Source organism: Tenacibaculum sp. 190524A05c, assembly GCF_964036595.1.
Classification (GTDB): Bacteria; Bacteroidota; Bacteroidia; order Flavobacteriales; family Flavobacteriaceae; genus Polaribacter; species Polaribacter platacis.
Genome location: NZ_OZ038523.1, coordinates 1793776 through 1818002, shown reverse-complemented (window position 1 = coordinate 1818002; position 24227 = coordinate 1793776). Strand labels below are relative to the sequence as shown.

Genomic DNA, 24227 nt, shown 5'->3' with positions numbered 1-24227 from the left:
CAAATGAAAGAATATGAAAAAAAAGGCATATCATAAAAATTCGAAGAAACCTGTTTCTAAAACTCCAAAACCAAATATTAAAAGAGGAAGAAGTAAAGAGAGGTTTTTATTGTTAGATAAGATAATTTTACTTCTATATCTTGGTGTAGGGTTTCTTCCACATATGAATGCTTTTGATGTAGCAATTACGCAGTGGTATTATATATCTATCGTCAATGCAATTACATTGGCTTACATTTATTATTATAAGAATTTCATAGAAGTTGATTTTCATCACAAAATAGCCAAATTTACCTTTTTAGGTGCTCTACTCTTTTTATTTATTTCATGCCTATCTATTGTAAAATCTATATCTGTTTCGGAAAGTATTGTATTCTTATGTATTCTTTTAAATACGTTGATAGCATTATTTAATTTGTACATTATACTCAAGGATAAGTTGGTTGAACTTTTTCCTTTTATGGCTTATGTGTTACTTATTTTTCTTGCAATTGAAACACTTCAAGTATTACATCACTTTGTTGTAATTAATAGCAATCAACCAAGAAGTGAGTCCCTGTTCTATGGATTAAATCCTACATATGGAAATAGAAATATATTAGCTGCTAGTTTAATTATAAAAATGGCATTTACTTTCTACATTCTATTTGTGTCCAAAAAAAAGGTGGTACAAGTATTATGTTTTTTAGTTGTTTTCTTAACTGTTTTTTCAGTTTTACTGATAGGTTCTAGAACAGCTATATATAGTTTGCCTATTATATTTTCATCATTAATATTTGGATGTTTTTATATTAATAAAGAAAAGAATTTTATAATTCTAACTAAAAACTTCTTGATTCCTTTACTATTAGTATGTGGTATTGCTTTCATTAGTTCTTTATCAGTAAATAAAATCGATAGGAATAAATTGAATTCTTTTAATGATTTGATATTTACCAGATTGAAAAAGGATTTATATAAAGCAAATAATGTTTCAACTAATGATGGAAGAGCATTATCTTTAGCTAGTGATGGTGGAAGAATGGAATTTTGGATTTCTGCAATCGATGGGTTTAAATCGAGCCCGCTATTAGGAGTAGGATTAGGAAATTGGAAGATGATAGAAAAAGAGGAGTTGGTCTTAAGTAAAAAAAACCAAAATCATTTTTATCCAAGAAGAGCTCATAACGATTTCCTACAAGTTTTATCTGAAATGGGAATTGTTGGCTTTATTATTTTTATAGGGCTTTTCTGTTTGGTATACTATATACTCATAAAAACATCAATCTTTAGTAACGAAGATAGAAATATTAGATTCATAGCGTTAGTAGTTTTAGTAGGTTTTTTAACCTACACTTTAGATTCTTTGATAAATTTTCCTTCTGAAAGAACGCCAATTCAAGTATTAGGTGTTTTAATTATGACTATTGCTTTAGCTGTAATTAAAAGAGATGGAAAAATCAAACTAAATGAATATTTGAAGTTTGGTTTCGCGTTTTTGGTTTTAATATTAATATATCTTAATTATCAAATGTTTACTTCGGCGAAGTATCAAATGATAGTTAGAAATAATATACGAGGGAAAAATATCTTAAAAGAAAAATATAAAGTTGGTTATAATCAAATGAATGATTTATATCCTTCATTCCCTAAGCTAAATTTTATGGGACAGCCAATTGATTATGCTAAGGCTGTTTTGGCTTACAGTGAAGGGAAGTATTCTGAATCTATGAATCATTTGAATTTAGCAATTAAGGAGTCTCCTTATTCTCTAGAACATTACGCTTTTAAGTCTATGATTTTTAGGTCAAATAAAGTGCTTAAAAATCAAGATAGCTGCATTTATTATGCAAAAAAGGCTTTTTACAAAAGACCTGGTTTAATCAATCAATATCGCGTTTTAAAAAAACATTATATAGACATAAAAGATACCATTAGTCTTTTAGATTTAATATCGAGGCATCAGAGTTTTCTTCCTAGGAATGAAGCAGTATGGATTGATAAGATTAACTTTTATTTGAAGTATCATAAAGATGTAAAAAGAGCTAGTGGGTTAATCGATTCGGCAAAACTTGTATTGCCAAATAATAAAAAAATACAAGAGTTAAGAATTGTAAAGAATAATAAATCATCAGAAGTAGTTTCAAATAGTGATAGTTTAAAACTGAAAAGAATAGAATTACAAAAGATTCTTAATGGAGCGAGTGAGTTATTCAGTCAAAAAAGGTATAAAGAGGCCCAAAGGGAATTCATAAGAGGATTAGAAATAGCTCCTACTAACGAAGAAATTAGGTTAAGTTCAGCATTAACTGATATTAAGATGAAACGATATAACGACGCAATTGAGAAGTTAAATAAAGTAATTAGTTCCGGGAAGATTACAAATGGAAAACCAGAATACAATAGAGGATTGTGTTACTTACGATTGAAAAAGAATAAATTGGCAGGAATTGACTTTAGAGCAAGTTATGACAAAGGTTTTGCTATGGCAAAAAAACTTGACAAAAGAATTTTAAATTATTAAAGTAGGGAATAGGTAGATGTTATGAAATCTTACTTTTATATAAAGTCTATTACTTATGGACTGAGTGGTCTTACGATTTTTGCAAATATTATCGAATCAATATATGTGTATGTTTTCAATAGACCAATCTTTGTGCACTTGTATTTTATCAAGAAAAAATTGCCAAGATATAAGAAGGAGTTTTTGGAGCATGTGGCCTTTTACAGAAAACTAGATCCAAAATATCAATCTTATTTTGAACATCGGTTGGCAAAGTTTATTCGGTCGTATGAGTTTATAGAAAGAGATGGATTTAAATTAACTCCGGAAGCTAAAGTTTTAATTGCGGCTTCGTATGTTAAACTTACTTTTGGTATGAGAAGATATTCCTCATCTACATTCAATAAAATAATTATATATCCGTCTGCGTATTATTCTGTGATTACGAAACAGTATCATAAAGGTGAATTCAATCCAGCTTTAAAGTTAATTATATTTTCGTGGGAAGATTTTTTGAAGGGAGAAGTTATAACGAATGATAATTTGAACTTGGGGATTCACGAGTTTACACATGCCTTGACTTTTCACGGTAAAAAATCAAAAGATAAGAGTGCAAAAATATTTTACAGGGTCTTTCTAGAAATAATTAAGTTCATGAAAAACCCTGCAAATTCCACTGCAATTTTACAGTCAAATTACTTTAGAGATTATGCTAATACTAATGCTTTAGAGTTTCTATCTGTTATCATGGAACATTTTTTTGAAACTCCTAAAGATTTGAAAAATAACTTTCCAGTATTATACCATAAAATTGAGAAAATGCTTAATTACAAAGCGATTTTAAACCAGCAATTGTCTCAGTAGGATTATCACTTTTAAATACGTAACTTCCTGCAACTAGAACATCAGCTCCAGCTTCAGTTAATTGTTTTGCGTTTTTATTTGTTACTCCACCATCAATTTCTATTAAGGTATTAGAACCAGCTGTTGTAATTAATTCTTTTAACTGTTTTACTTTCTTGTAAGTATTTTCGATAAAAGATTGTCCACCAAAGCCAGGGTTTACACTCATAATACAAACCAAGTCTAAATCAATAATAATATCTTCTAAAACATTAATTGGAGTATGTGGATTTAAAGCAACACCTGCTTTCATACCGCTTGCTTTAATAGCTTGAATTGTTCTGTGTAAGTGTGTACAAGCCTCGTAGTGTACAGTTAAAATATCAGCTCCTAGGTCAGCAAATGTATTGATGTATCTGTCAGGGTCAACAATCATTAAATGTACATCAATAGTTTTCGTTGCGTGTGAAGAAATAGCTTTTAGAACTGGCATTCCAAATGAAATATTTGGAACAAATACTCCATCCATTATGTCAATATGAAACCAGTCAGCTTTACTAGAATTTACCATATCTACATCACGCTGTAGATTTCCAAAATCAGCCGCTAAAACTGAAGGTGCAATAAGTTTACTCATTATGTGTGTGTTGTGTTTGAGCGGCAAAAATACAATATAAAAAAGAAAACTCTCAATAGAAATATTGAGAGTTTTAATATTGTTATTTAAATCCTTACTATCCTAAGTAAGTCATTAAAATCTTACTTCTAGATGTGTGTTTTAATCTACGAATTGCCTTTTCTTTAATCTGACGAACTCTTTCTCTTGTTAAGTCGAAAGTTTCTCCAATTTCTTCTAAAGTCATTGGTTGGTGTTCCCCTAATCCAAAGTATAATCTTACAACATCAGCTTCACGAGGAGTTAACGTTTCAAGAGCTCTATTAATTTCGATTCTCAAAGATTCGTGTAATAAAGTTTTATCTGGATTTGGAGATTCTCCTGAATTTAATACATCATATAAGTTAGAATCTTCTCCTTCTATTAAAGGAGCGTCCATAGATACGTGACGTCCTGAATTTTTCATAGATTCTTTTACGTCGCTCACTGTCATGTCTAATTTCTTAGCAATCTCTTCAGCACTTGGAGGTCTTTCGTTTTCTTGCTCTAAGAAAGCATACATCTTGTTGATCTTATTAATAGATCCAATTTTATTAAGAGGTAAACGAACGATACGTGATTGCTCTGCTAAAGCTTGTAAAATCGATTGACGAATCCACCATACAGCATAAGAAATGAATTTAAAACCACGAGTTTCATCGAAACGTTTAGCAGCTTTAATTAATCCAAGGTTACCTTCGTTAATTAAATCCGGTAATGTTAATCCTTGGTTTTGATATTGTTTAGCAACCGATACTACGAAACGTAAGTTTGCTTTAGTTAATTTTTCTAAAGCTCTTTGGTCACCCGCTTTTATTCGCTGCGCTAACTCTACTTCTTCATCAGCAGTAATTAAGTCTACTTTTCCAATCTCCTGTAAATATTTATCAAGTGAGGCAGTTTCTCTGTTGGTTACCTGTTTCGTAATTTTAAGTTGTCTCATACGCTTTTAATTAATTTAATAGATACTTTACAATCACTTATACGTTAGATTACACATAAATGTTACAAAACATTTTATTTTTTTTGAAAAAAACTTTTCGATGTGTTAAAATATGTTAATTTTATCGAAATCACCAAATAGAATTGTGACCTAAGCTTAGATTTTGTGTCTCAATACAATATAACTAAACTTAGCAATAAGAAAGAGCACTTTTGAATACCAATAAAGTTGATCACATAACTGACGAAGAACTCGTTCGTAAAATAGTCGAGAAGAATGATACTCATTTGTTCGCTATTTTGTACGATAGGTATGCTGGTGTAGTATATAATAAATGCTATGGCTTTTCTAAAAGTAAAGAAGAGGCGCAGGATTTAACTCACGATGTCTTTGTTCGATTATTTGTTAAACTTAGAAGTTTCAAAGGACGCTCAAAATTCTCTACTTGGTTATATTCTTTTACCTATAATTTTTGTGTTAATTATGTACAAAGAAATAGTGCAAAGAAGAATGAGAAAGTGACAGTTGTTACAGATGTAATTAAAGATGAAGACGCAGAAACTGAAGAAATAGATGATGCATCTTTATTTGAATTAAAATCTGAGAAGTTGGCTAAAGCCATGCAAATCATAGATCCTTCGGATAAGATGATTCTTTTAATGAAATATCAAGATGATATGAGTATAAAAGAAATTTGTGAGGTTTTAGATATTGGAGAAAGCGCAGTGAAAATGCGTGTAAAAAGAGCTAAGGAAAAAGTTGTAAAGGCTTATAACGATTTATAATAATTAATGGATAACCCGTTTAAGAAAATATTGACCAATCAAGAGTTGCCTGAGGTACTTAAGAAAAAAGTACTGAATGATGTGGCTATGATAAAGCTGTCTATAGATATGGCGGATTTATTCGTGGTTAAGTACCCTAGTGCGATAGGTGACTTGTTAACAGGTGGTGGTGCTGATGAAGTTGAAGCTAAAAAGAAAGAAGATAAATTAGATATTACGGAAGACGAAGAATAAAATAATACTAACTAAACAGCTATATAATATGAATGAATTAATGCAACCTTTCGAAGAGATATTAACTGAAATAAAGAATGTAATTCCTTCAGTTTTTAAGTTTTTAGGGTTTTTAATTTTTGCATGGTTATTCACCAAAATCTTATTAAAAATAGTTAAAAAGGTCTTGGCTAAAACTAAAATAGATCAATGGTCAGAGAAATTAAGTGAGACTAAAATTTTTGGTGATACAACAATTAATATTGTTTTAACCAATGTGATATTAGGTGTATTAAAGTGGTTATTGATTCTAATTTTCGTAATGGCTGGTTCAAGTATATTTGGGCTAACATTCGTTTCAGATGGATTGAGGAGTTTCTTTGCTTATTTACCAAGTTTGATTAAAGCACTATGTATATTCGCTGGTGGTGCTTATTTGGGTACTATGGTAAAAAAGGCAATTCAAGGAATGTTCAAGTCTCTTGAAATTAGTGGTGGTAATGTTGTAGGAAATATTGCATTTTATTTAATTGTGGTTTTTCTTTCCATAACCGCTCTAGATGCTGCAGAAATAGATACGTCATTAATTAAAAGTAATTTAACTTTAATAATAGGTTCTATTTTAGCTGCTTTTACCATAGCGTTTGGTTTAGGGGCTAGAGATGCAGTAGCTCGTTTACTTTTTGGTTACTACTCAAGGAGAAATATAGCTATTGGTGCAAAGGTTAAAATTGGCGATGTTGAAGGTCAGGTTTTAGCGATTGATAATATCTGTTTTACGATTAAAACTTCGGATGGAGAAGTGATTTTACCAATCAAAGAAGTGGTAGATAATATAATTATTATTAAAAAGTAATTTTACTAATAAAAAATATATATATTTGTAAAGTTTACATTATAATGCATTCAATTAAAATACTTTAAATATTAAGTATTTGCGATAATAATTTATTTGGTAGATTTCGGGGGACTTCTATCTACAGGGTTGCGTAGTGGGCAACTCATAAAAGGGCTAGTTTAACTAGCTCTTTTTTTTGTGCATTCTAAAAAAAATATAATTTCTTGTGACTTATTTAAAAAACATGTGTCTTAAAGTATATATATGGTTAATTGGTATCTGGGGGGACGTCATTTATACCATACATGTTAATAACGAGAGCCGCTTATTTAAGCGGCTCTATTCTTTATATACAATAAATTTGTGATGTTTCTTTATTCAAATGATAGGTGTAGAAAGATTCCTCTTGTCCCCATAAAAGCAATAGGGTCTGTCCATTGACTTGGAGTTCTTTCATCGTATTTTACCTCATTTGTAATTGAAAAGATTCCTCTAATTGAAGGAGAGAATTTAAAGTATGGTAGATATAAATCTATACCTACTCCAACTTCATACATTAGATTACTTGCATTTTGTCTAAACTGTCCGCCAAAATTATCATTTTGATTACTTTCGTTACTTGAGAAATTATAATCAAATGACGCTCCTCCTAATACATATGGCCTAACGTTATTTAAACGATTTGTACTGAATTTAAAAATAAAAGGTAAGTGTAAATATGTGTTCCCTACTTCTCGCACGTCTTGACCTGTCGTAACATGTTTAAAACGTAAAACCTTTGTGTTTGAAATTAATCCTGGTTCAAAACGAAGATTAATATTATTATGAAGTTTTAAATCCGCAATTAAACCAACATTGAATCCTACTTCAGATTCAACTTCTATTTCTGCATTTGGAAAAACACTTGGTTTGTATTCTACCTTAAAACCATTTGTATTTAATCCTAAATAAAAACCGTAGTGAATTCTACGTTTATCGAAACTAGGTAAGTTTTCAACTCTTTCGCGTTGAGCAAGAATACTCCACGACATAAACAGTAAACAAACAGAAATAAAAAACGTCTTTTGCATATTATTTTGTTGATGTATAAATTGAAGCTACTCCGAAAGTAACTGGTAAACTATCTGCATTCTTAAACCCATTTTTGGTTAAAATATTGTTGAAAGCTTCACCAAATGGAAAAGAATTTGCACTTTTAGATAGATATGAATAAGCAACTTTATCTTTTGAGAATAATTTTCCAACTATTGGAAGGAAAATATTTGTGTATAATTTATAACCCTGCTTAAAAGGGAATTTAGTAGGATTTGAAGTTTCTAAAACAACAAATTTCCCTCCAGGTTTTAAAACACGATGAATTTCCTGTAACCCTTTATCTAGATTTTCGAAATTCCTAACTCCAAATGAAACTGTTATAGCATCGAATGTGTTGTCTTCAAAAGGAATATTCTCACTATCCCCAACTACCATTTCTATTTTATCTGATAGCTTTGCTTTGTTTATCTTTTGTTTTCCAACCTCAAGCATTCCAGGAGAAATGTCTAATCCAACTATTTTGTCAGGATTTAATTCGGCCATCATTAAAGCAAGATCTCCAGTTCCTGTAGCAATATCAAGAATTTGTTTAGGATTGTTTTCAGAAACAAGTTTTACCACCTTTTTTCTCCAGCTTACATCAATACCCAAAGAGATAACTCGATTTAAACCGTCGTAATTTTTGGATATGTTGTCAAACATATGCGCAACTTGCTCTTTTTTTCCTAGCTCAGAATCTTTGTAAGGTTTAATTTGCTTATCCATTTATAGCGATTACTTCGTTAATTTGGTTAGGTAACATTTCTTTTAACATGGTTTCTATTCCATTCTTCAATGTAATTGTTGAAGAAGGACATCCACTACAAGCGCCTTGTAAAATTACACTAACTTTCTTAGTTTCTGAATTGTAATCATGAAAAGCAATATTTCCACCATCAGAAGCTACAGCTGGTTTTATATATTCATCTAAAATTTCAATAATCTTAGTTGAAGTTTCATCTAGATTTTCAGTTTTAACTGTTTTTACTTCAGTTTTCTTTTCTTCAACAGGTAGATTAGAAATAATTGTTTTTCCATCTTGTAAATACTGTCTAATAAAAGTTCTGATTTCTTGATACACTTCATTCCACTCTACCACGTCGTATTTTGATACAGAAATGTAGTTTTCTGAAATAAATACTTCCTTAACAAAAGGGAAACTAAACAAAGCTTGAGCTAATGGAGAAGATTTACTGGCTTCTTCAATATTTTTTAGTTCAACATCGGTTTGTGTTAACGCTTTATTTGTACCAAACTTCATCACAGCTGGGTTCGGTGTAACTTCGGCGTAAACTTCTATAGCGTCTTTTTTAGCTTCTTGTTCTGTTATAACAGAATTTCCACTATTAACATAAGCTTCAATCTGTTCTTTGACTTCCTCTTGAACATCTGACCATTCTACAATATCAAATCTTTGAATTGCAATAAAGTTTGCAGTTACAAAAACTTTTTTTACGAATGGTAAATAAAATAGTTGTTGTGCTAGAGGAGAAGATTTAGCTTCATCAATATTATTGAATTCAAAGCTACCTCCATTAATTAATATCGTATTACTAACAAATTTTATAATTGAATTATTGTTAGTTTCTTGTATCTGAATTTTAATATTTTCCATAAATAAAAATGAGGTACAAAATTACAGTAAAAAAGTGATTAAATAAAAAAGACCTCTTAGGTATTGTAAGTTATCTTTACACCTAAGAGGCTTTATATAAAAAATCCCCAATTAATTCTTATAAACTGAATGTAACAGTTGCAGCAACTACTGAAATGTTATTATCAATATTTATGTCTCCTGTATTATATAATGAGTAAAATTGTCTGTTTTCAGATTGTTGGTATGATAAATCGATTTTAGTATTTCCAAAATTATAACCTAAACCTGCCGAGAAAGCTCTAATGTTATCTTTATTAGTATTTCCTCCTACAACTAAATTTGGATCTAATTCATAAGAATAACCACCTCTTAAACTCACTCTATCAAATCTCCACTCCGTACCAACACTTAATTTTTGAGTAGCTCTAAAATCAGTTCTAAAGAATTGATTTGCATCCTGTAATTCTTGATCTACTTCTCTGTATTTGAAATTTTGAAAATCTTTGTATGTGTAATCAACACTTATTAATCCTTGTTTTCCAAATACTAAAGCTCCACTGGCTGTTAGCCTACTCGGAGTTGTAAATCTTAATGAGTATGGTCCTTCGAAGAAACGATCTTCTACACCGGTAATTCCTAAATTATTTACATCAAACATAGTTAATGATCCAGCTCTTTCTTCAATAACTTCTTGATACCAAGTTGGTGATTCATAAGAAGCTCCAAGACGAATAAATTTATTCAGTTTGTATATGAAACCAAGATTAAATGAAAAACCATTTCCTTCAATAAAACGCTCTCTAAAATCTTCAACTTCTAAAATATTTCCATTTACATCATCGTTCATTTCTGTTAAGAAAGATCTTTCTCTGAATTCTAAGTTGTGAAATTTAAGTGATGCTCCTACAAATAACTTGTTATCATGTACAGCAGAAATACCAATATTAAATACACTGTTTAAACCTCTGGTTTCATTAGAGAAAGATTGCTCTATAGATCCATCGAAAATATTGACAGGAGAATTAGTGTCTCCTATATGTTGATCATAAAAAAGAAAATTACTATTTCCTCTTCCTGAATACAGGTTGTCAAAATCTGCTTTCATTTTATAGTTAAATGTAAAAGCAAATCTGTTCCAGCTTGAATTTGAATTATCAATGTCAAATACAAATATTCCACCTGCTTGAGAAATATTAAAATATTCATCTTGCAAATTATTCGTGTTACCATAATAATTAACATCCAAATTTGCATTTCTATTCGAAAGAGTAACAGAGAATTTACTATCTCTTGCTACTGCTGCTCCTGCAGGGTTAATGTCTGTTGATGAAAGATCACTTCCTAAAGCTCCAAATGCTCCTGACATTGCATTGAATCTTGCAGTTCCGTTTGTGTTATCCTTTGAAAATAATAGTCCTAAGTCATTATAATCTAATGCTTGAGAATAGGACGTAAGTATCGTAGTAGCCAAAGCTACGAGTAATAAAATTCGTTTCATGTTTAATGCTAAATTTCTTTTGTGAACTAAGTAAAATCAGTTATTATCTTCTTCTTCCTGAGCTTCTAGAGCTTCTTGAAGAACTTCTCCCTGATGAAAAACTTCTTGAGCTTCTACTTCCTGAAGAATAACCTCTTGAAGAACTTCTACTGCTTCTACTTCCAGAATAATTTCTACTTCTTGAATTACTTCTATTATTAGAATAGTTTCTTCTTGAAGAGTTTCCGCTGCTTCTTGTTCTAGAAGATTTGTACTTTCTAATCCTTGCGTTATTGGTTGGTTTACCTCTTGTTACACCATCTCTTCTGCCTACTCTTGAACTATTAGAGTTTCGTATTCTGCTATATCGACCATTTCTTGAAATCCTACGACCATTTGTTCTCGTTCTTGAAACTTGACGATTGTTTCTTCTGTATACATTAGAAGATCTTCTGCTGATTGCACGATTTGTATTTCTGCTATATGCTCTTCTATTTGAAGCTAATGTATTTCTTCCGTAAATACCATTTCTATAATATCTATTATTATAAAATCCTAAACGATTTCTGTAAAATCCATTTCTGTATCCTAAGCCGTAATATCCTGGTGGGCAATAAAATCCATTATTCCATCCCCAGCCCCAGTTGTTCCATCCCCAACCCCAGGCAACATTGTTATATGGGTTCCACCATGGGTTGTATCCCCAATTGTTCCAACCTAATGGTCCGTCCCAATAAGGATCTCCCCAATAAGTGTTGAAGTTCCATCCCAAACGATAACGAGGAACAGTATTTATATTAATAACTACATCAGAGTCTGAATCGTAACCCCATGGAGCATTTTCACTATTATAATTAATTTGTGTTTCAGGATCTTCTTCTTCAGTTTCCTCAAAATCATAATCCTCCGATTGATAGCTTTCGATATCTGTAATGATATCTGTTCCGTTTAATACATCTAGACGTTCGAGTTCTTTCGTGAAATAGTTTTCATTATAATCTTTGTATTCTCTATCAGTATCTTGAACTACAACTCTTCTTTGAGGTTGTTCTGAATCATCTGCATAAATACCATCATCACTACCAGCAACTGTTTGTGTAGTTGAGCATGAAACTAAAGTAGTTACCACAAGTAATGATAAGAAATAAAGTGGAAGTTTGGTTTTGGTGTAATGTGGTTTCATATCCGATCTCTTTTAATTTGTTAATACACTAAGTAAGTTAACTTGTGCAAAAAAAATAAACTATTGTAAAAATACGCAACTTTATTGTAGTTTTGCACACATAATTTACGCATAAAAAACTGCAATTTTTGTGCCAAACTTTCAATCATGAGTAAACATTTAACAAAAAGGTCTGAAGATTATTCAAAATGGTATAATGAATTAGTTGTAAAGGCTGATTTAGCTGAGACTTCAGCGGTAAGAGGTTGTATGGTGATAAAGCCATATGGTTTTGCAATTTGGGAAAAAATGCAAGCAGAATTAGATAGAATGTTCAAGGAAACTGGACATCAAAACGCATATTTTCCACTTTTTGTTCCTAAAAGTTTATTCGAAGCAGAAGAGAAAAATGCAGAAGGCTTTGCTAAAGAGTGTGCGGTAGTTACACATTATCGTCTTCAAAATGATCCTGAAAAAGAAGGGAAGTTAAGAGTTGATCCTAATGCGAAATTGGAAGAAGAATTAGTTGTAAGACCTACTTCGGAAGCAATAATTTGGAATACTTATCGAGGATGGATTCAATCACATAGAGATTTACCGTTATTAATAAATCAATGGGCTAATGTTGTAAGATGGGAGATGAGAACTCGTTTGTTTTTAAGAACCGCTGAGTTTTTATGGCAAGAAGGTCATACTGCTCATGCAACAAAAGAAGAAGCTGTTCAAGAAGCTAAACAAATGCAAGAAGTATACGCAACATTTGCTGAGGAGTTTATGGCAATGCCAGTGGTTCGTGGAGCAAAATCAGAAAGCGAGCGTTTTGCAGGTGCGGATGATACCTATACCATCGAAGCTTTAATGCAAGATGGGAAAGCATTACAAGCAGGAACTTCTCACTTTTTAGGACAGAATTTTGCAAAAGCTTTTGATGTAAAATATACTTCTAAAGAAGGAAAACAAGAACATGTATGGGCAACTTCTTGGGGGGTGTCTACACGATTAATAGGTGGGTTGATTATGACGCATTCTGATGATGCAGGATTGGTTTTACCTCCAAAATTAGCACCGATTCAGGTTGTTATTGTTCCAATTTATAAAGGAGAAGAGCAATTGAATGCAATATTTGAAAAGTTAGAAGGAGTTATTAAAGCTCTTAAAGCTAAAGGAATATCAGTAAAGTTTGATGATAGAGATACAATGCGACCTGGAGCAAAGTTTGCAGAGTATGAATTAAAAGGTGTTCCAGTAAGAGTAGCTATTGGTAAAAGAGATTTAGAAAATGGTACTGTAGAGGTTGCGAGAAGAGATACTTTTGAGAAAGAAACAGTCTCTCAAGATAATGTTGTTGAATACATAGCTCAATTATTAAACGATATACAAGATAATTTGTATTCTAAGGCTGTTAATTTTAGAAATGAACATATTACAGAGGTAAATACATTTGAAGAGTTTAAAGAAGCTATTGAGAATAAAGGAGGATTTGTTTCGGCACATTGGGATGGAACAATTGAAACAGAAGATAAAATAAAAGAATTAACAAAAGCAACTATTAGATGTATTCCAAACGATGCTGTTGAAGAGGATGGAGTATGCGTATTTACTGGTGAAAAATCTAGTAAAAGAGTTCTTTTTGCAAAAGCTTATTAAAAAAAACAAAAAAAGTTTTGCGGTTTTTAAAAAGCATTATATATTTGCACCCGCAAACTGAAAAGATTGTTTTGCTCCGTTCGTCTAGGGGTTAGGACGCCAGGTTTTCATCCTGGTAACACGGGTTCGAATCCCGTACGGAGTACAAAGCTTCGAATTTATTTCGAAGCTTTTTTTATCTGATTTTTAGAAGATAAAATATTGCGAATACAAAAAATTAATTTTATATTTGCACCCGCAATCTTGAAAAAGTTGTACTGCTCCGTTCGTCTAGGGGTTAGGACGCCAGGTTTTCATCCTGGTAACACGGGTTCGAATCCCGTACGGAGTACAAAGTTTTTATAAACATTTAAGAATTTAGAAAATGGCAAATCATAAGTCAGCAATTAAAAGAATTAGAAGTAACGAAGCGAAGCGCTTAAGAAATAAATATCAGCATAAAACTACACGTAATGCTGTAAGAAAGTTAAGAGCGACTTCAGATAAGAATGAAGCTGTTGGAATGTTACCTAAAGTTGTTTCAATGTTAGATAAATTAGCAAAGAACAACATTATTCATAAGAATAAAGCTGCTAATTTAAAATCTAAATTAGCTAAGCACGTAGCTGCTTTATAAGACAGCACAAAAAGAGTTTTAAGGTTAGTTAATATTAGCACTTCGATTTTATCGGAGTGCTTTTTTTGTTACCTCATTTTTTAATTTTGTACTAGTTGAATTGAAGTAGCATAATTGATTAGTAGTCATATTTCTTATGGGCATCTAATCTAATAAAAATGAAGATTAGTAAAGTAAATCCCCATAACGACGATCCTCCATAACTAAAAAAGGGTAGAGGTATACCAATAGTTGGTAAAATACCTATAACCATTCCTATGTTAACAATAACATGGAAGAAAATGATGGAGGCCACTCCATATCCATAAATTCTAGAAAATTTGTTAGTTTGCTGTTCTGCTAAGAAGATAATTCTAAATAAGAGTAACATGAAGAGTATAATGACAAACGTACTTCCTAGAAAGCCCCATTCCTCTCCAACTGTACTAAAAATATAATCCGTGTCCTGTTCTGGAACAAAGTTACCTTGAGTTCTATCTCCTTGTAAAAAACCTTTTCCTAGGAATCCTCCAGATTTAATGGTAAGCTTTGCTTGGTATGTATTGTATCCAATTCCACTATCATCTTTAATTTTGCCTAATAAGATATCAAATCTGTCTTTTTGATGTTGTTCTAATATGTTAGTATAAGTGTATCCAACTCCAGCAATAAATAAGGATGTTATGATATAACCTATTACTACTATCGGCCAATTGAACCTCAAGAATTGCTTGTTTTTATATGCTATATATATAATTGATAACGTAAGAACGGTTATAGTTGCGATTAATATGATTTTAGTTCCGAAATAAATTGTAAGTAGAAATAGTATGATCGTTGTAACACCAAGAATAAAATACCTAAGAGTTAGTCCCTCTCTATTTAAAACAAAAAAGAAAGAGAAATATATCAAAACAGATCCCATGTCTGGTTGTAAAGCAATTAGAAAAGCTGGAAGGAATATTATAAAAAAGGCTTTAATTTGATTTTTGATAAGTTTTAAGTTATACTGTCTGTCACTCATTAATTTGGCTAAAGCTAGGGCGGTAAACGCTTTTGAGAATTCTGAAGGTTGAAGACCAATTCCTCCGAAGTTATACCAAGAAGTTGCCCCGTTAATTTTTTTACCAAAGACTAATACTCCAGCAAGAAGAACCAGTGAGAACAAATACAGTAAACTGGAAAATTGTTCATAAAACTTTGAGTTTAAGAAAAGAACAAATACGGTTAAAGGTATGGCAAGACAAATGAAAATCATTTGTTTTCCATATCTCGTTGAAAAATCTAATAATTCTCGTTCTGTATCTGTAGAGGAAGCAGCGAAAATATTCATCCAACCGAACACCACGAGTAAAACATAAATTAAAATGGTGATCCAATCTAAATTAGCAAATATGTTATTCTTTAATTGTCTCAAGTGAGTCTCTTTTTATGAGTTGTTTATCATAAGTTTCTTTTAAACTTAGATTAATCATTCGTTCTTCAATGTGTTTTCTTTTTACATCTCCAGTCAAATACTTTTCAATCATAAGACTAGTAATCGGAGCGGCAATCGTTGAACCAAAACCTCCGTTTTCAACAAAAACTGCCATGGCAATTTTTGGATTCTCCTTTGGAGCAAATGCAACTAGAATTGAGTGGTCAGGTAACTGTACTTTTTCTCCATTAATTCTTGTGAAATTTTCCACAGTTCCTGTCTTACCGCAAATATCAATACCTTTTACCTGACTAAATCTACCTGTTCCTGTTTTGAAAACTTCATGCATTGCATCTATGACAGGCGGGAAATGATTCGCATTTATTGAAGTTAGTTTTTTAGAGACGAATTTAGAATTATCTATTAATTCGTTATTAACTCGTTTTACGATATGAGGAGTAAAATAAAAACCTCTATTAGCAATAGCAGCGGTAGCATTTGCTAATTGAATAGGAGTTGTTTCAATTTCACCTTGACCAATTGCATTCGAAATATTAGTAACTGCTCGCCAGCCGAAAGAATATCGTTTATCATAAAAGTTGGCATCTGGAACATTTCCTTTATTTCCTACAGGTAAATCGTACCCTAAATAATTGCCAAGTCCAAAACTCTTTACTTGATTACTCCAATTATCAAACCCAGTTTTAGTATTTCCTTCTTTGTTGATTATTTTTCTATAAACTTCGGCAAAGTAGCTATTACAAGATTTTGCTATTGCTTTCTTTAAGCGAATAGGTCTGCCGTAAATACCACAGTGACATCTCATGAATTCGTGTTTCCTTTTCCCATAACGATATCCTCCGTAGCAGTAAACTGCAGTATTTTCATTAATTACATTTTCTTGTAATCCTATAAGACCATTCAATACTTTAAAAGGTGAACCTGGAGAATACACTCCTTGCAGTCCTCGATCGAAGGTTGGGTTGTTAATGGTGTCTGAAAATAATTTTTGAGAAAATGATGATCTTTTTCTTCCTACCATCATATTTGGATCATAAGATGGAGCTGTAACCAAGGCTAGGATTTCACCTGAAGATGGTTCTAATACTACAATTCCTCCTCGTTTACCTGACATTAATAGTTCACCGTATTGTTGAAGCTCACTATCAATAGTAAGTGTTAAATCCTTTCCAGCTAAGGCTAAGGTATCATATTCTCCATTTTTAAAAGAACCAGTTATTCTGTTTAGATTATCTCTATTAAAATATTTTTTTCCTTTAACACCTCTTAATAGATCTTCGTAGTATTTTTCAACTCCCCATTTTCCAATAAGTTCTCCATTCTCGTAGTAGTCACTTTTCTTAGCTTGCAGTTCGTTTACTTCCCCTAAGAAACCTAAAATGTTTGCTGCAGATTTTATGGGATAATCTCGAATGATACGTCGTTGAACGTAAAACCCTTCAAATTTATGAAGCTTTTCTTGAAGATAGGCAAAGTCTTCTTTTGCAACTTGTTTTAGGAAAACGGATGGCAGCCATCTTGCATATTTTTCAGCTTTACGAAATCTTTTTTTGAAGTCGTCTTTGGTTATTTTGAGTAATGAACATAAATGAAGTGTGTCTATAGATTTCACTTCCTTTGGAATAACCATTACATCATAGCTTAGTTGATTGGCAACTAGTAATTGTCCGTTTCGATCATAAATGTATCCTCGTTGTGGATAATCATACTCAATTTTTACTGTTGCTGTATTAATGGCACTAGATGTTCCGCCTTCAATAACCTGTAATTGAAATAGTCGACCAATGTATACTATACCAAATAGTAAAATAAGAATTATTAATAAAGAGCTTCTTTTCACGTTTACTGTTTGCTTCTTAATATAAAACTACCTAGGAAATATATAAGTAACGAAAATATTCCTGATAGAAGTGTATTAGTTAATACATAAAAAAAGTTTGAGAAACTAAAGTTAAGTAAAGTAAATAATAAAAAATGATGCAAGAAAGTTAAAATGACAATAAAGTTGAAAACCTTACCAAATGATTCTTGTTTTAGTGTAAAAAACTCATAATCCAGTTCAGTTTTTTGGAATATAGTTTTAAAGAAATATGGTCTTACATATGCAATAAAAGTAGTTGCGAATGCATGTGCTCCTCCGGAATCTGAAAATAAATCAATAAAAAGACCTAATAAAAAAGCTAAACTTAATATAGGGAATCTATTTTTTCTAAATGGATATATAAAGATAAAGGCTATATAAATGTAAGGATTCACTCTGTCGAATAATAGTACATTGTTTAGTACCAATACTTGAAGAAGTATTAAGCTAATAAATACAAACACTAAATAATATGACCTTCTACTCATTGATTCCTTGCTCTAAATCTCTTATTTCCTTTTTATCGAAGTTATTAATTATATAAACATTTCGTAAGCTGCTCATATCATTGAACAGTTTAATTGCTATGCTATTTGATGATTCTCTAAAATCAACATTGTTTACCGTTCCAACTAAAATGCCTTCCGGGAAAATAGCAGAACGACCACTAGTAACAATAGTGTCTCCAATGCTGATTGTAGCTTGCCTTGGAATATCACTTAATTGAACGATTTGATAACTCTTTGTGTCCCAACTTAAAGAACCATAATAGTAATTACCACTGGCATTACTCTTTTTTAAACGAACATTAATTTCATTACTTCTATTTAATATAGATCTCACTCTAGCGTAAGAATTACTTACGGCGTCTGTTACACCTACAATTCCAGTATGATTAACAACGGCCATCTCTGAAGATACACCATCTTTTTTTCCGCGATTTATTGTAAGATAGTTGTATGACTTGTGATATTCATTCTTAGTAATAATACCATCTATGTATTTATATTGTTGATGGTACAAAGAAGTGTCGATGATAGTATATTGCTTCGTTGAATCGAGTCGTGATCTTAAAATAGCTATTTCGTTTTTCAGTTTAACGTTTTCTTCCGCTAAAGATTTGTTCTGGATGTTTAAATCTAGATAGTCCGAAACAGATTTTCTTTTTTCGTAAATACCACCAGTAATATTATTAGCAGAACTAATGAATTTGCTTCTATGGTAACTATGATTATTAATTATGAGAAATAGCGAAATGAATTGCAGCAGCAAGAAGTACAGAACATATTTATATTTCTGAATAAAATAAATTAGCTGTTGCATACTATGTAATCAATTAACTTACTAAAACGCTCTTGAATTTGTCAAGGTTTTTTAAGGCTATTCCAGTTCCTCGTACAACAGCTCTTAATGGATCTTCTGCTACGTAAACTGGTAAGTCTGTTTTTCTAGAAAGTCTTTTATCTAAACCTCTAAGCATTGATCCACCTCCGGCTAAATAAATTCCAGTATTGTAAATATCGGCCGCTAGTTCTGGTGGGGTTTTCGATAAAGTTTCCATAACAGCATCTTCAATTCTTAAGATAGATTTGTCTAAAGCTTTAGCAATTTCTCTATAAGAAACTTGAACTTGTTTAGGTTTACCACTTAATAAGTCTCTACCTTGAACCATCATATCATCTGGTGCATCTTCTAAGTCTTCTGTAGCTGCACCAATTTGAATTTTCATTTTTTCTGCTGTTGTCTCACCTACGTATAAGTTGTGTTGAGTTCTCATGTAATACATGATGTCACTTGTAAATAGATCTCCAGCAACTTTTACAGATTGATCACAAACAATACCAGCTAAAGCAATCACTGCGATTTCTGTTGTTCCTCCACCTATATCGATAATCATATTTCCTTTTGGTTCCATAATGTCAACACCAACTCCAATTGCAGCTGCCATTGGTTCATAAATAAGGAAAATATCTTTTGCATTCATGTGACGAGCAGAATCGATAACCGCTCTTTTTTCAACTTCTGTAATCCCTGAAGGAATACAAATTACCATTCTTAAAGAAGGTGGGAAAAGTTTTTTTCTGATAGAAGGAATTTTCTTTACAAATTCCTTTATCATTTCTTCCGAAGCTTGGAAGTCTGCAATTACACCATCTTTTAATGGTCTAATTGTTTTGATATTTTCATGAGTTTTACCTTGCATTTTACGAGCTTCCTTTCCGGTAGCAATAATTTTACCAGACATTCTATCTCTGGCTACTATGGAAGGGCTATCGATTACAACTTTACCGTCATGTATAATCAATGTGTTCGCAGTTCCTAAATCGATTGCGATTTCCTCCGTCAAGAAATCAAAAAAACCCATAAAAAATATTTAAAATGTGATTGACTTATGTATTCTCACAAATCTAACAAAAAAAATCCAAGAAAAAACACCTTAAACTTTAATGTTTAAAGTGTCTTGTTCCTGTGAATACCATTGATATGTTATTGTTGTTACAGTAATCAATACTTAACTCGTCTTTTATTGAACCTCCTGGCTGGATAACACTCTTAATTCCAGCGTTATCAGCAATTTCAACACAGTCAGGGAAAGGGAAGAAAGCATCACTAGCCATAACCGCTCCATCTAAATCAAAATTAAAGTTTTTAGCTTTTTCAATAGCTTGTCTCAAGGCATCTACACGACTTGTTTGTCCTGTTCCGCTTGCACATAATTGCTTGTTTTTCGCTAAAACAATTGTGTTTGACTTTGTGTGTTTACATATTTTAGAAGCAAAAAGTAAATCTTCGATTTGTTCTTTGCTTGGCTTTTCCGTTGTTGGATAAGATAAATCAGCTTCTACATCAGTCTTATTATCTTTATCTTGAACTAATACTCCATTTAAAGCAGTTCTCACAGTTTGCACTGGCAAACTCACTTCTTTTTGTACTAGTAAAATTCTATTCTTTTTTCCTTTTAAAACTTCTAAAGCATCATCATTAAAAGCTGGCGCAATAACAACTTCACAGAATAATTTGTGAATTTCCTCTGCTGTCGCCTTGTCGATAGTTGTATTCGTTATTAAAATTCCTCCAAATGCAGATACCGGGTCTCCAGCTAAAGCATCAACATATGCGTTATAAACTGTATCTCTTTGAGCAAAACCACAAGCATTGTTGTGTTTTAAAATAGCGAAAGTTGGATCTTCCCCTTGAAATTCATTTATCAAGTTTACAGCAGCATCAACATCTAATAGGTTGTTGTAGCTTAACTCCTTACCATGAAGTTTATCAAACATTGCGTCTAAATCTCCAAAGAAATATCCTTTCTGATGTGGATTTTCTCCATATCTAAGTGTTTTTGAAGTTGTTTCACTTGCTTTATAAACAACTTCTTCTTCATTAAAGTAGTTGAAAATCGCAGTATCATAGTGAGAAGAAATATTAAATGCTTTTGCAGCAAGTTTTTTTCTCTCAGAAATTGAAGTTTCTCCGTTGTTTTCAGAAATCATTGATAGAAACTCGTCATATTGCTCCATTGAAGAAACAATGCAAGTGTCTTTAAAATTCTTAGCTGCTGCTCTAATTAAAGAGATTCCACCGATATCAATTTTTTCAATAATGTCTTGTTCTGGAGCTCCTGAAGCCACAGTTTTTTCAAAAGGATATAAATCAACAATTACTAAATCAATTTGTGGAATTTTATACTCTTCTAATTGAGCAACATCACTTTCGTTTTCTTGGCGATTTAAAATTCCTCCAAAAACTTTTGGGTGTAACGTTTTTACTCTTCCACCTAAAATAGAAGGATAATCTGTTACAGATTCTACAGGAACTACATCAATACCTAAGTCTTTGATGAATTTTTCTGTACCTCCAGTTGAGTAAATTGTAACATTTAAATCGTTCAATTTTCTTACAATTGGCTCTAAACCATCTTTGTGAAAAACTGAAATAAGTGCAGATTGAATTTTTTTAGTGTTGCTCATTGTGTTGTGTTGTTATTGAGCGTGCAAAAATACTAAAAGTATAAATGTGTTCGACGATTTTCGTGAGGTTTAGTCATAAAAAAATCGGAAAAACTTGTTGATAACTTTAAGTTTTTCCGATTAGTTGTTTTTTTATTGACTTTCTATTCTGCATTTTCAAGGAAATCACGAACCCAAAGAGCTAATTTTTCCAGTAAAGTCAATTTGTCCGCCTGCGTTTTCGTACCCAGACTTTCATAATTAGGGATGTGTTTACTCATCTTTAGGGGAATTAATGATTAGTAAAATTGTTAATAACTTTTACGAAAATATGGAAAAAAACTTAATTTCCAAGCATTTACATTTTTTTTTACAAAAAAACGGTGATTTCTTTACATATGTATTCTAAAAGTTCTTCGTCTTCTTTTGAAAAAGGGTTTATTGTATGTGAATCAATATCGATTTGTCCAATGTTTTCTCCATCAATGAAAATAGGAATTACGATTTCTGATTTCACTTTCCATCCGCAAGAAATGTAATTGTCTTGTTCTGATACATCTTGTACTACAAAATTTTCATTACTTACGGCAACTTGACCACAAATTCCTTTTCCGAAAGGTATAATTGTATGTTCTGTTTCTTCACCTGCGTATTGAGCTAATTTTAGTTCTTCTTTATCTCCGTTTCTGAAATAAAAACCTACCCAATCGTAATAAGAAATCTCACCTTTAAGGTAATCACAGATTTCTTGTAATTTTTCTTCTTTAGTGCTTTGTGAAGCAACTATGCTGTCAATTTTAGATTTTAAGTTTTCTATAACCAATTTTAAAGCATTTTTAGATTATTAATTTCTTGTTGTGTTAACTCTCTATATCTTCCTCTAGGTAAATTCTTTTTTGTTAAACCGGCAAAAATTACTCTATCAAGTTTTGTAACGTGGTAACCAACATGGTCAAAAATCTTTCTTACAATTCTATTTCTTCCAGAGTGAATTTCAATTCCTACTTCTGTTTTCTTTTCACCTTCAACATAAGAAACGGCATCGATAAAAACCCTTTTCCCTTCAATTACAACATCACCTCTTAGTTTTTCTAGGTCTGATAAGGCAAGTTTTTTATCTAATGATGCGTGATATAATTTTCTCACATTATGTTTTGGATGCGTAAGTTTTTTAGCTAATTCACCATCGTTTGTAAATAATAACAAACCAGTTGTGTTCCTATCTAATCTACCTACAGGATATATACGTTCCTTTGTCGCATTACCCACTAGTTCCATTACAGTCTTTCTTCCTCGATCATCTTCCATAGTAGTGATATAGTTCTTTGGTTTATTCAAAAGAATATATCTTTTCTGTTCCATAGAGATTAAGGTTCCATCAAAACGAACTTCATCACCAGGTTGTACTTTATAACCCATTTCAGTCATTAATTGACCATTTACCGTAATACTTCCGTGTTCGATATACGTATCAGCTTCTCTTCTTGAGCAAATTCCTGAATTTGAAATGTACTTGTTTAAACGAATTCCTTTGTCTTCGCTACTTTTATTTGAAGTGTTTGAAGATTTCTTATTTCTTGTATTGAACTGTTTTTTATTGCGAGGATTGCTGTTTCTTCCAGCTTGTCGTCCTCTCGACGAGTTATTTTTATTCATTATAATGAAATTTTTGAGGGCGCAAATGTAATTCAAATATTTGGTTTTCAGTTACCAAAGTTGTGAAAAATTCACTAAAATTATTGATCAACTCAGTTTGTCAATTACTTTATCTAAAAGTAATGATTTGTCAATTAATAATAAACTAAAAACTCCAACTAATAATAAGATTTTTAATATGTTATGTAGTAGTTGATATTGCTTCTTATTACTAGCTTTAAAAATATAAAATGCAATAAATACTAGAATCGCACAGGCGAAATAGAAGTAATATTTCATATATGAGATTCCTGGATAACTAAATAAAAGAATAGTAGGAGCAAAGGCTAAAGAAATTAGAAAAGCAATAAACTGTTTAGTTTTTTGTTCTCCGTAGGAAACAGGAAACGTTTTATAGTTATTGACTAATGCACCTTTTATATTTTCTAAATCCTTTATTAATTCTCTTACCATAATTACAAGGAATAGGAAAATAGCATGTATAAAAATTACGTTAGAGAAATTTTTAAAGTGAACAAATACCACAAAGAAAGGTAGAATGGTAAGGACCGTTGCGGATATTAATCCAACAAGTGGATACTTCTTTAATTTATGTGAATAAAACCATATACCGAATATGTACATGGCAAAGAACAAAGCAGCTCTCCATGAAACTAACCATCCAAAGGCAAAACCGATGAAATTCAATAAAAAGTAAAGAGATAGTTTTGTTTCCTGTTTGATTTGTGCGTCAAGTCCAGATTTTAATGGACGATTGATTCTGTCTGCTTTAACATCATAAAAGTTGTTGATGATATATCCAGCGGCAACCACAGATACAGTGGCTAATACTAAATACAGTAAATGCCAATCTAACAAAACAGGAAATACCGTTTTGTGTTCGGAGAATATAAATATTGCAGCTAGGTATTGAGCGGCAATTAAAACCAATATGTTGTAACCTCGTACAACAGAAAAAAGACTTAAGAATTTTAGTCCTAATCTATTACTGTTTGAGGATGTAGGCATAGA

The 24227-nt window shown here is 31.6% G+C and carries 22 protein-coding genes and 2 tRNA genes; 9 read left to right on the top strand and 15 right to left on the bottom strand.

Features of this window, described 5'->3' with window-relative positions:
• The first annotated feature begins 13 nt into the window (after positions 1-13).
• Both ABNT61_RS07855 and ABNT61_RS07850 read left to right on the top strand, forming a co-directional pair.
• A complete protein-coding gene (locus ABNT61_RS07855; RefSeq protein WP_348745496.1) occupies positions 14-2503 on the top strand; it encodes an O-antigen ligase family protein in 2490 nt (829 codons plus the stop codon).
• 21 nt (positions 2504-2524) lie between these two features.
• Positions 2525-3346 (top strand): zinc-dependent peptidase, encoded by an 822-nt coding sequence (locus tag ABNT61_RS07850; protein WP_348745495.1) that lies wholly within the window; start codon positions 2525-2527, stop codon positions 3344-3346.
• On the opposite strand, the gene rpe is transcribed toward ABNT61_RS07850, so the two are convergent.
• Together rpe and ABNT61_RS07840 are read right to left on the bottom strand one after the other, a co-directional pair.
• Positions 3306-3965 (bottom strand): ribulose-phosphate 3-epimerase, encoded by a 660-nt coding sequence (gene rpe, locus ABNT61_RS07845; protein WP_348745675.1) that lies wholly within the window; start codon positions 3963-3965, stop codon positions 3306-3308. The two genes, ABNT61_RS07850 and rpe, sit on opposite strands and share 41 nt — an antisense overlap.
• A gap of 94 nt (positions 3966-4059) precedes the next feature.
• Positions 4060-4923 (bottom strand): RNA polymerase sigma factor RpoD/SigA, encoded by an 864-nt coding sequence (locus ABNT61_RS07840; protein ID WP_075341103.1) that lies wholly within the window; start codon positions 4921-4923, stop codon positions 4060-4062.
• A gap of 212 nt (positions 4924-5135) precedes the next feature.
• On the opposite strand from ABNT61_RS07840, the gene ABNT61_RS07835 reads away from it, so the two are divergent.
• The 3 genes from ABNT61_RS07835 to ABNT61_RS07825 are packed head-to-tail and all read left to right on the top strand — an operon-like array spanning position 5136 to position 6777.
• Positions 5136-5708 carry a sigma-70 family RNA polymerase sigma factor gene (locus tag ABNT61_RS07835; protein WP_348712458.1) on the top strand — a complete coding sequence of 191 codons (573 nt, stop codon included), beginning with the start codon at positions 5136-5138 and terminating at the stop codon, positions 5706-5708.
• Positions 5709-5753: 45 nt separating this feature from the next.
• Positions 5754-5942 (top strand): hypothetical protein, encoded by a 189-nt coding sequence (locus tag ABNT61_RS07830; protein WP_348745494.1) that lies wholly within the window; start codon positions 5754-5756, stop codon positions 5940-5942.
• A 28-nt stretch (positions 5943-5970) separates the two neighbouring features.
• On the top strand, positions 5971-6777 hold the full coding sequence (locus tag ABNT61_RS07825) for a mechanosensitive ion channel family protein (protein WP_348745493.1): 807 nt from the start codon (positions 5971-5973) through the stop codon (positions 6775-6777).
• A gap of 356 nt (positions 6778-7133) precedes the next feature.
• Here ABNT61_RS07825 and ABNT61_RS07820 read toward each other — a convergent pair whose 3' ends face one another.
• From ABNT61_RS07820 to ABNT61_RS07800, 5 genes are all read right to left on the bottom strand, one after another.
• The gene (locus tag ABNT61_RS07820) at positions 7134-7829 is read right to left on the bottom strand and encodes a porin family protein (protein ID WP_348745492.1); all 696 of its coding nucleotides are present in this window, start codon (positions 7827-7829) and stop codon (positions 7134-7136) included.
• A gap of 1 nt (position 7830) precedes the next feature.
• Entirely contained in the window at positions 7831-8559 is a 729-nt protein-coding gene (ubiE, locus tag ABNT61_RS07815; RefSeq protein WP_348745491.1) for a bifunctional demethylmenaquinone methyltransferase/2-methoxy-6-polyprenyl-1,4-benzoquinol methylase UbiE, read from the bottom strand.
• Entirely contained in the window at positions 8552-9448 is an 897-nt protein-coding gene (locus ABNT61_RS07810; RefSeq protein ID WP_348745490.1) for a NifU family protein, read from the bottom strand. The genes ubiE and ABNT61_RS07810 overlap by 8 nt, the downstream gene beginning before the upstream one ends.
• 118 nt (positions 9449-9566) lie before the next feature.
• The gene (locus tag ABNT61_RS07805) at positions 9567-10928 is read right to left on the bottom strand and encodes an OmpP1/FadL family transporter (RefSeq protein ID WP_348742505.1); all 1362 of its coding nucleotides are present in this window, start codon (positions 10926-10928) and stop codon (positions 9567-9569) included.
• Between the two features lie 43 nt (positions 10929-10971).
• On the bottom strand, positions 10972-12090 hold the full coding sequence (locus tag ABNT61_RS07800) for a hypothetical protein (RefSeq protein WP_348745489.1): 1119 nt from the start codon (positions 12088-12090) through the stop codon (positions 10972-10974).
• A 147-nt stretch (positions 12091-12237) separates the two neighbouring features.
• Between ABNT61_RS07800 and proS the strand changes: the two genes are divergently transcribed.
• The 4 genes from proS (at position 12238) to rpsT (ending at position 14332) form a co-directional block, all read left to right on the top strand.
• The gene (gene proS / locus ABNT61_RS07795) at positions 12238-13716 is read left to right on the top strand and encodes a proline--tRNA ligase (protein ID WP_348745488.1); all 1479 of its coding nucleotides are present in this window, start codon (positions 12238-12240) and stop codon (positions 13714-13716) included.
• A 73-nt stretch (positions 13717-13789) separates the two neighbouring features.
• A tRNA-Glu gene (locus ABNT61_RS07790) sits at positions 13790-13861 on the top strand.
• 114 nt (positions 13862-13975) lie between these two features.
• A tRNA-Glu gene (locus tag ABNT61_RS07785) sits at positions 13976-14047 on the top strand.
• Positions 14048-14080: 33 nt separating this feature from the next.
• The gene (rpsT, locus tag ABNT61_RS07780; protein WP_348712449.1) at positions 14081-14332 is read left to right on the top strand and encodes a 30S ribosomal protein S20; all 252 of its coding nucleotides are present in this window, start codon (positions 14081-14083) and stop codon (positions 14330-14332) included.
• Positions 14333-14450: 118 nt separating this feature from the next.
• Here rpsT and rodA read toward each other — a convergent pair whose 3' ends face one another.
• The 8 genes from rodA to ABNT61_RS07740 form a co-directional block, all read right to left on the bottom strand.
• Complete coding sequence (rodA, locus tag ABNT61_RS07775; RefSeq protein WP_348745487.1) at positions 14451-15728, bottom strand: rod shape-determining protein RodA; 1278 nt, start codon at positions 15726-15728, stop codon at positions 14451-14453.
• On the bottom strand, positions 15709-17589 hold the full coding sequence (gene mrdA / locus ABNT61_RS07770) for a penicillin-binding protein 2 (protein ID WP_348745486.1): 1881 nt from the start codon (positions 17587-17589) through the stop codon (positions 15709-15711). Before mrdA ends, rodA begins: the two co-directional genes overlap by 20 nt.
• 501 nt (positions 17590-18090) lie before the next feature.
• On the bottom strand, positions 18091-18933 hold the full coding sequence (mreC, locus tag ABNT61_RS07765) for a rod shape-determining protein MreC (RefSeq protein ID WP_348745485.1): 843 nt from the start codon (positions 18931-18933) through the stop codon (positions 18091-18093).
• Positions 18934-18946: 13 nt separating this feature from the next.
• Positions 18947-19975, bottom strand: coding sequence for a rod shape-determining protein (locus ABNT61_RS07760; protein ID WP_348712445.1), 1029 nt, complete (start codon positions 19973-19975; stop codon positions 18947-18949).
• 79 nt (positions 19976-20054) lie between these two features.
• Positions 20055-21581 (bottom strand): bifunctional phosphoribosylaminoimidazolecarboxamide formyltransferase/IMP cyclohydrolase, encoded by a 1527-nt coding sequence (gene purH / locus ABNT61_RS07755; RefSeq protein WP_348745484.1) that lies wholly within the window; start codon positions 21579-21581, stop codon positions 20055-20057.
• A gap of 349 nt (positions 21582-21930) precedes the next feature.
• Complete coding sequence (locus ABNT61_RS07750; RefSeq protein ID WP_348723512.1) at positions 21931-22383, bottom strand: GAF domain-containing protein; 453 nt, start codon at positions 22381-22383, stop codon at positions 21931-21933.
• 2 nt (positions 22384-22385) lie between these two features.
• Positions 22386-23216: a pseudouridine synthase gene (locus tag ABNT61_RS07745; RefSeq protein ID WP_348745483.1), complete on the bottom strand. Its 831-nt coding sequence runs from the start codon at positions 23214-23216 to the stop codon at positions 22386-22388.
• An 87-nt stretch (positions 23217-23303) separates the two neighbouring features.
• A complete protein-coding gene (locus tag ABNT61_RS07740) occupies positions 23304-24224 on the bottom strand; it encodes a geranylgeranylglycerol-phosphate geranylgeranyltransferase (protein WP_348723508.1) in 921 nt (306 codons plus the stop codon).
• Positions 24225-24227 lie beyond the last annotated feature (3 nt).

Excerpts from the sequence above, each read along its gene's own strand:
- ABNT61_RS07745 (WP_348745483.1), bottom strand. The coding sequence starts at position 23,216 with ATGAATAAAAATAACTCGTCGAGAGGACGACAAGCTGGAAGAAACAGC.
- ABNT61_RS07825 (WP_348745493.1), top strand. The coding sequence starts at position 5,971 with ATGAATGAATTAATGCAACCTTTCGAAGAGATATTAACTGAAATAAAG.
- ABNT61_RS07850 (WP_348745495.1), top strand. The coding sequence starts at position 2,525 with ATGAAATCTTACTTTTATATAAAGTCTATTACTTATGGACTGAGTGGT.
- ABNT61_RS07805 (WP_348742505.1), bottom strand. The coding sequence starts at position 10,928 with ATGAAACGAATTTTATTACTCGTAGCTTTGGCTACTACGATACTTACG.
- ABNT61_RS07840 (WP_075341103.1), bottom strand. The coding sequence starts at position 4,923 with ATGAGACAACTTAAAATTACGAAACAGGTAACCAACAGAGAAACTGCC.
- ABNT61_RS07810 (WP_348745490.1), bottom strand. The coding sequence starts at position 9,448 with ATGGAAAATATTAAAATTCAGATACAAGAAACTAACAATAATTCAATT.
- mreC (WP_348745485.1), bottom strand. The coding sequence starts at position 18,933 with ATGCAACAGCTAATTTATTTTATTCAGAAATATAAATATGTTCTGTAC.
- rpsT (WP_348712449.1), top strand. The coding sequence starts at position 14,081 with ATGGCAAATCATAAGTCAGCAATTAAAAGAATTAGAAGTAACGAAGCG.
- ABNT61_RS07740 (WP_348723508.1), bottom strand. The coding sequence starts at position 24,224 with ATGCCTACATCCTCAAACAGTAATAGATTAGGACTAAAATTCTTAAGT.
- ABNT61_RS07800 (WP_348745489.1), bottom strand. The coding sequence starts at position 12,090 with ATGAAACCACATTACACCAAAACCAAACTTCCACTTTATTTCTTATCA.
- ABNT61_RS07855 (WP_348745496.1), top strand. The coding sequence starts at position 14 with ATGAAAAAAAAGGCATATCATAAAAATTCGAAGAAACCTGTTTCTAAA.
- ABNT61_RS07760 (WP_348712445.1), bottom strand. The coding sequence starts at position 19,975 with ATGGGTTTTTTTGATTTCTTGACGGAGGAAATCGCAATCGATTTAGGA.
- purH (WP_348745484.1), bottom strand. The coding sequence starts at position 21,581 with ATGAGCAACACTAAAAAAATTCAATCTGCACTTATTTCAGTTTTTCAC.
- proS (WP_348745488.1), top strand. The coding sequence starts at position 12,238 with ATGAGTAAACATTTAACAAAAAGGTCTGAAGATTATTCAAAATGGTAT.
- ubiE (WP_348745491.1), bottom strand. The coding sequence starts at position 8,559 with ATGGATAAGCAAATTAAACCTTACAAAGATTCTGAGCTAGGAAAAAAA.
- ABNT61_RS07820 (WP_348745492.1), bottom strand. The coding sequence starts at position 7,829 with ATGCAAAAGACGTTTTTTATTTCTGTTTGTTTACTGTTTATGTCGTGG.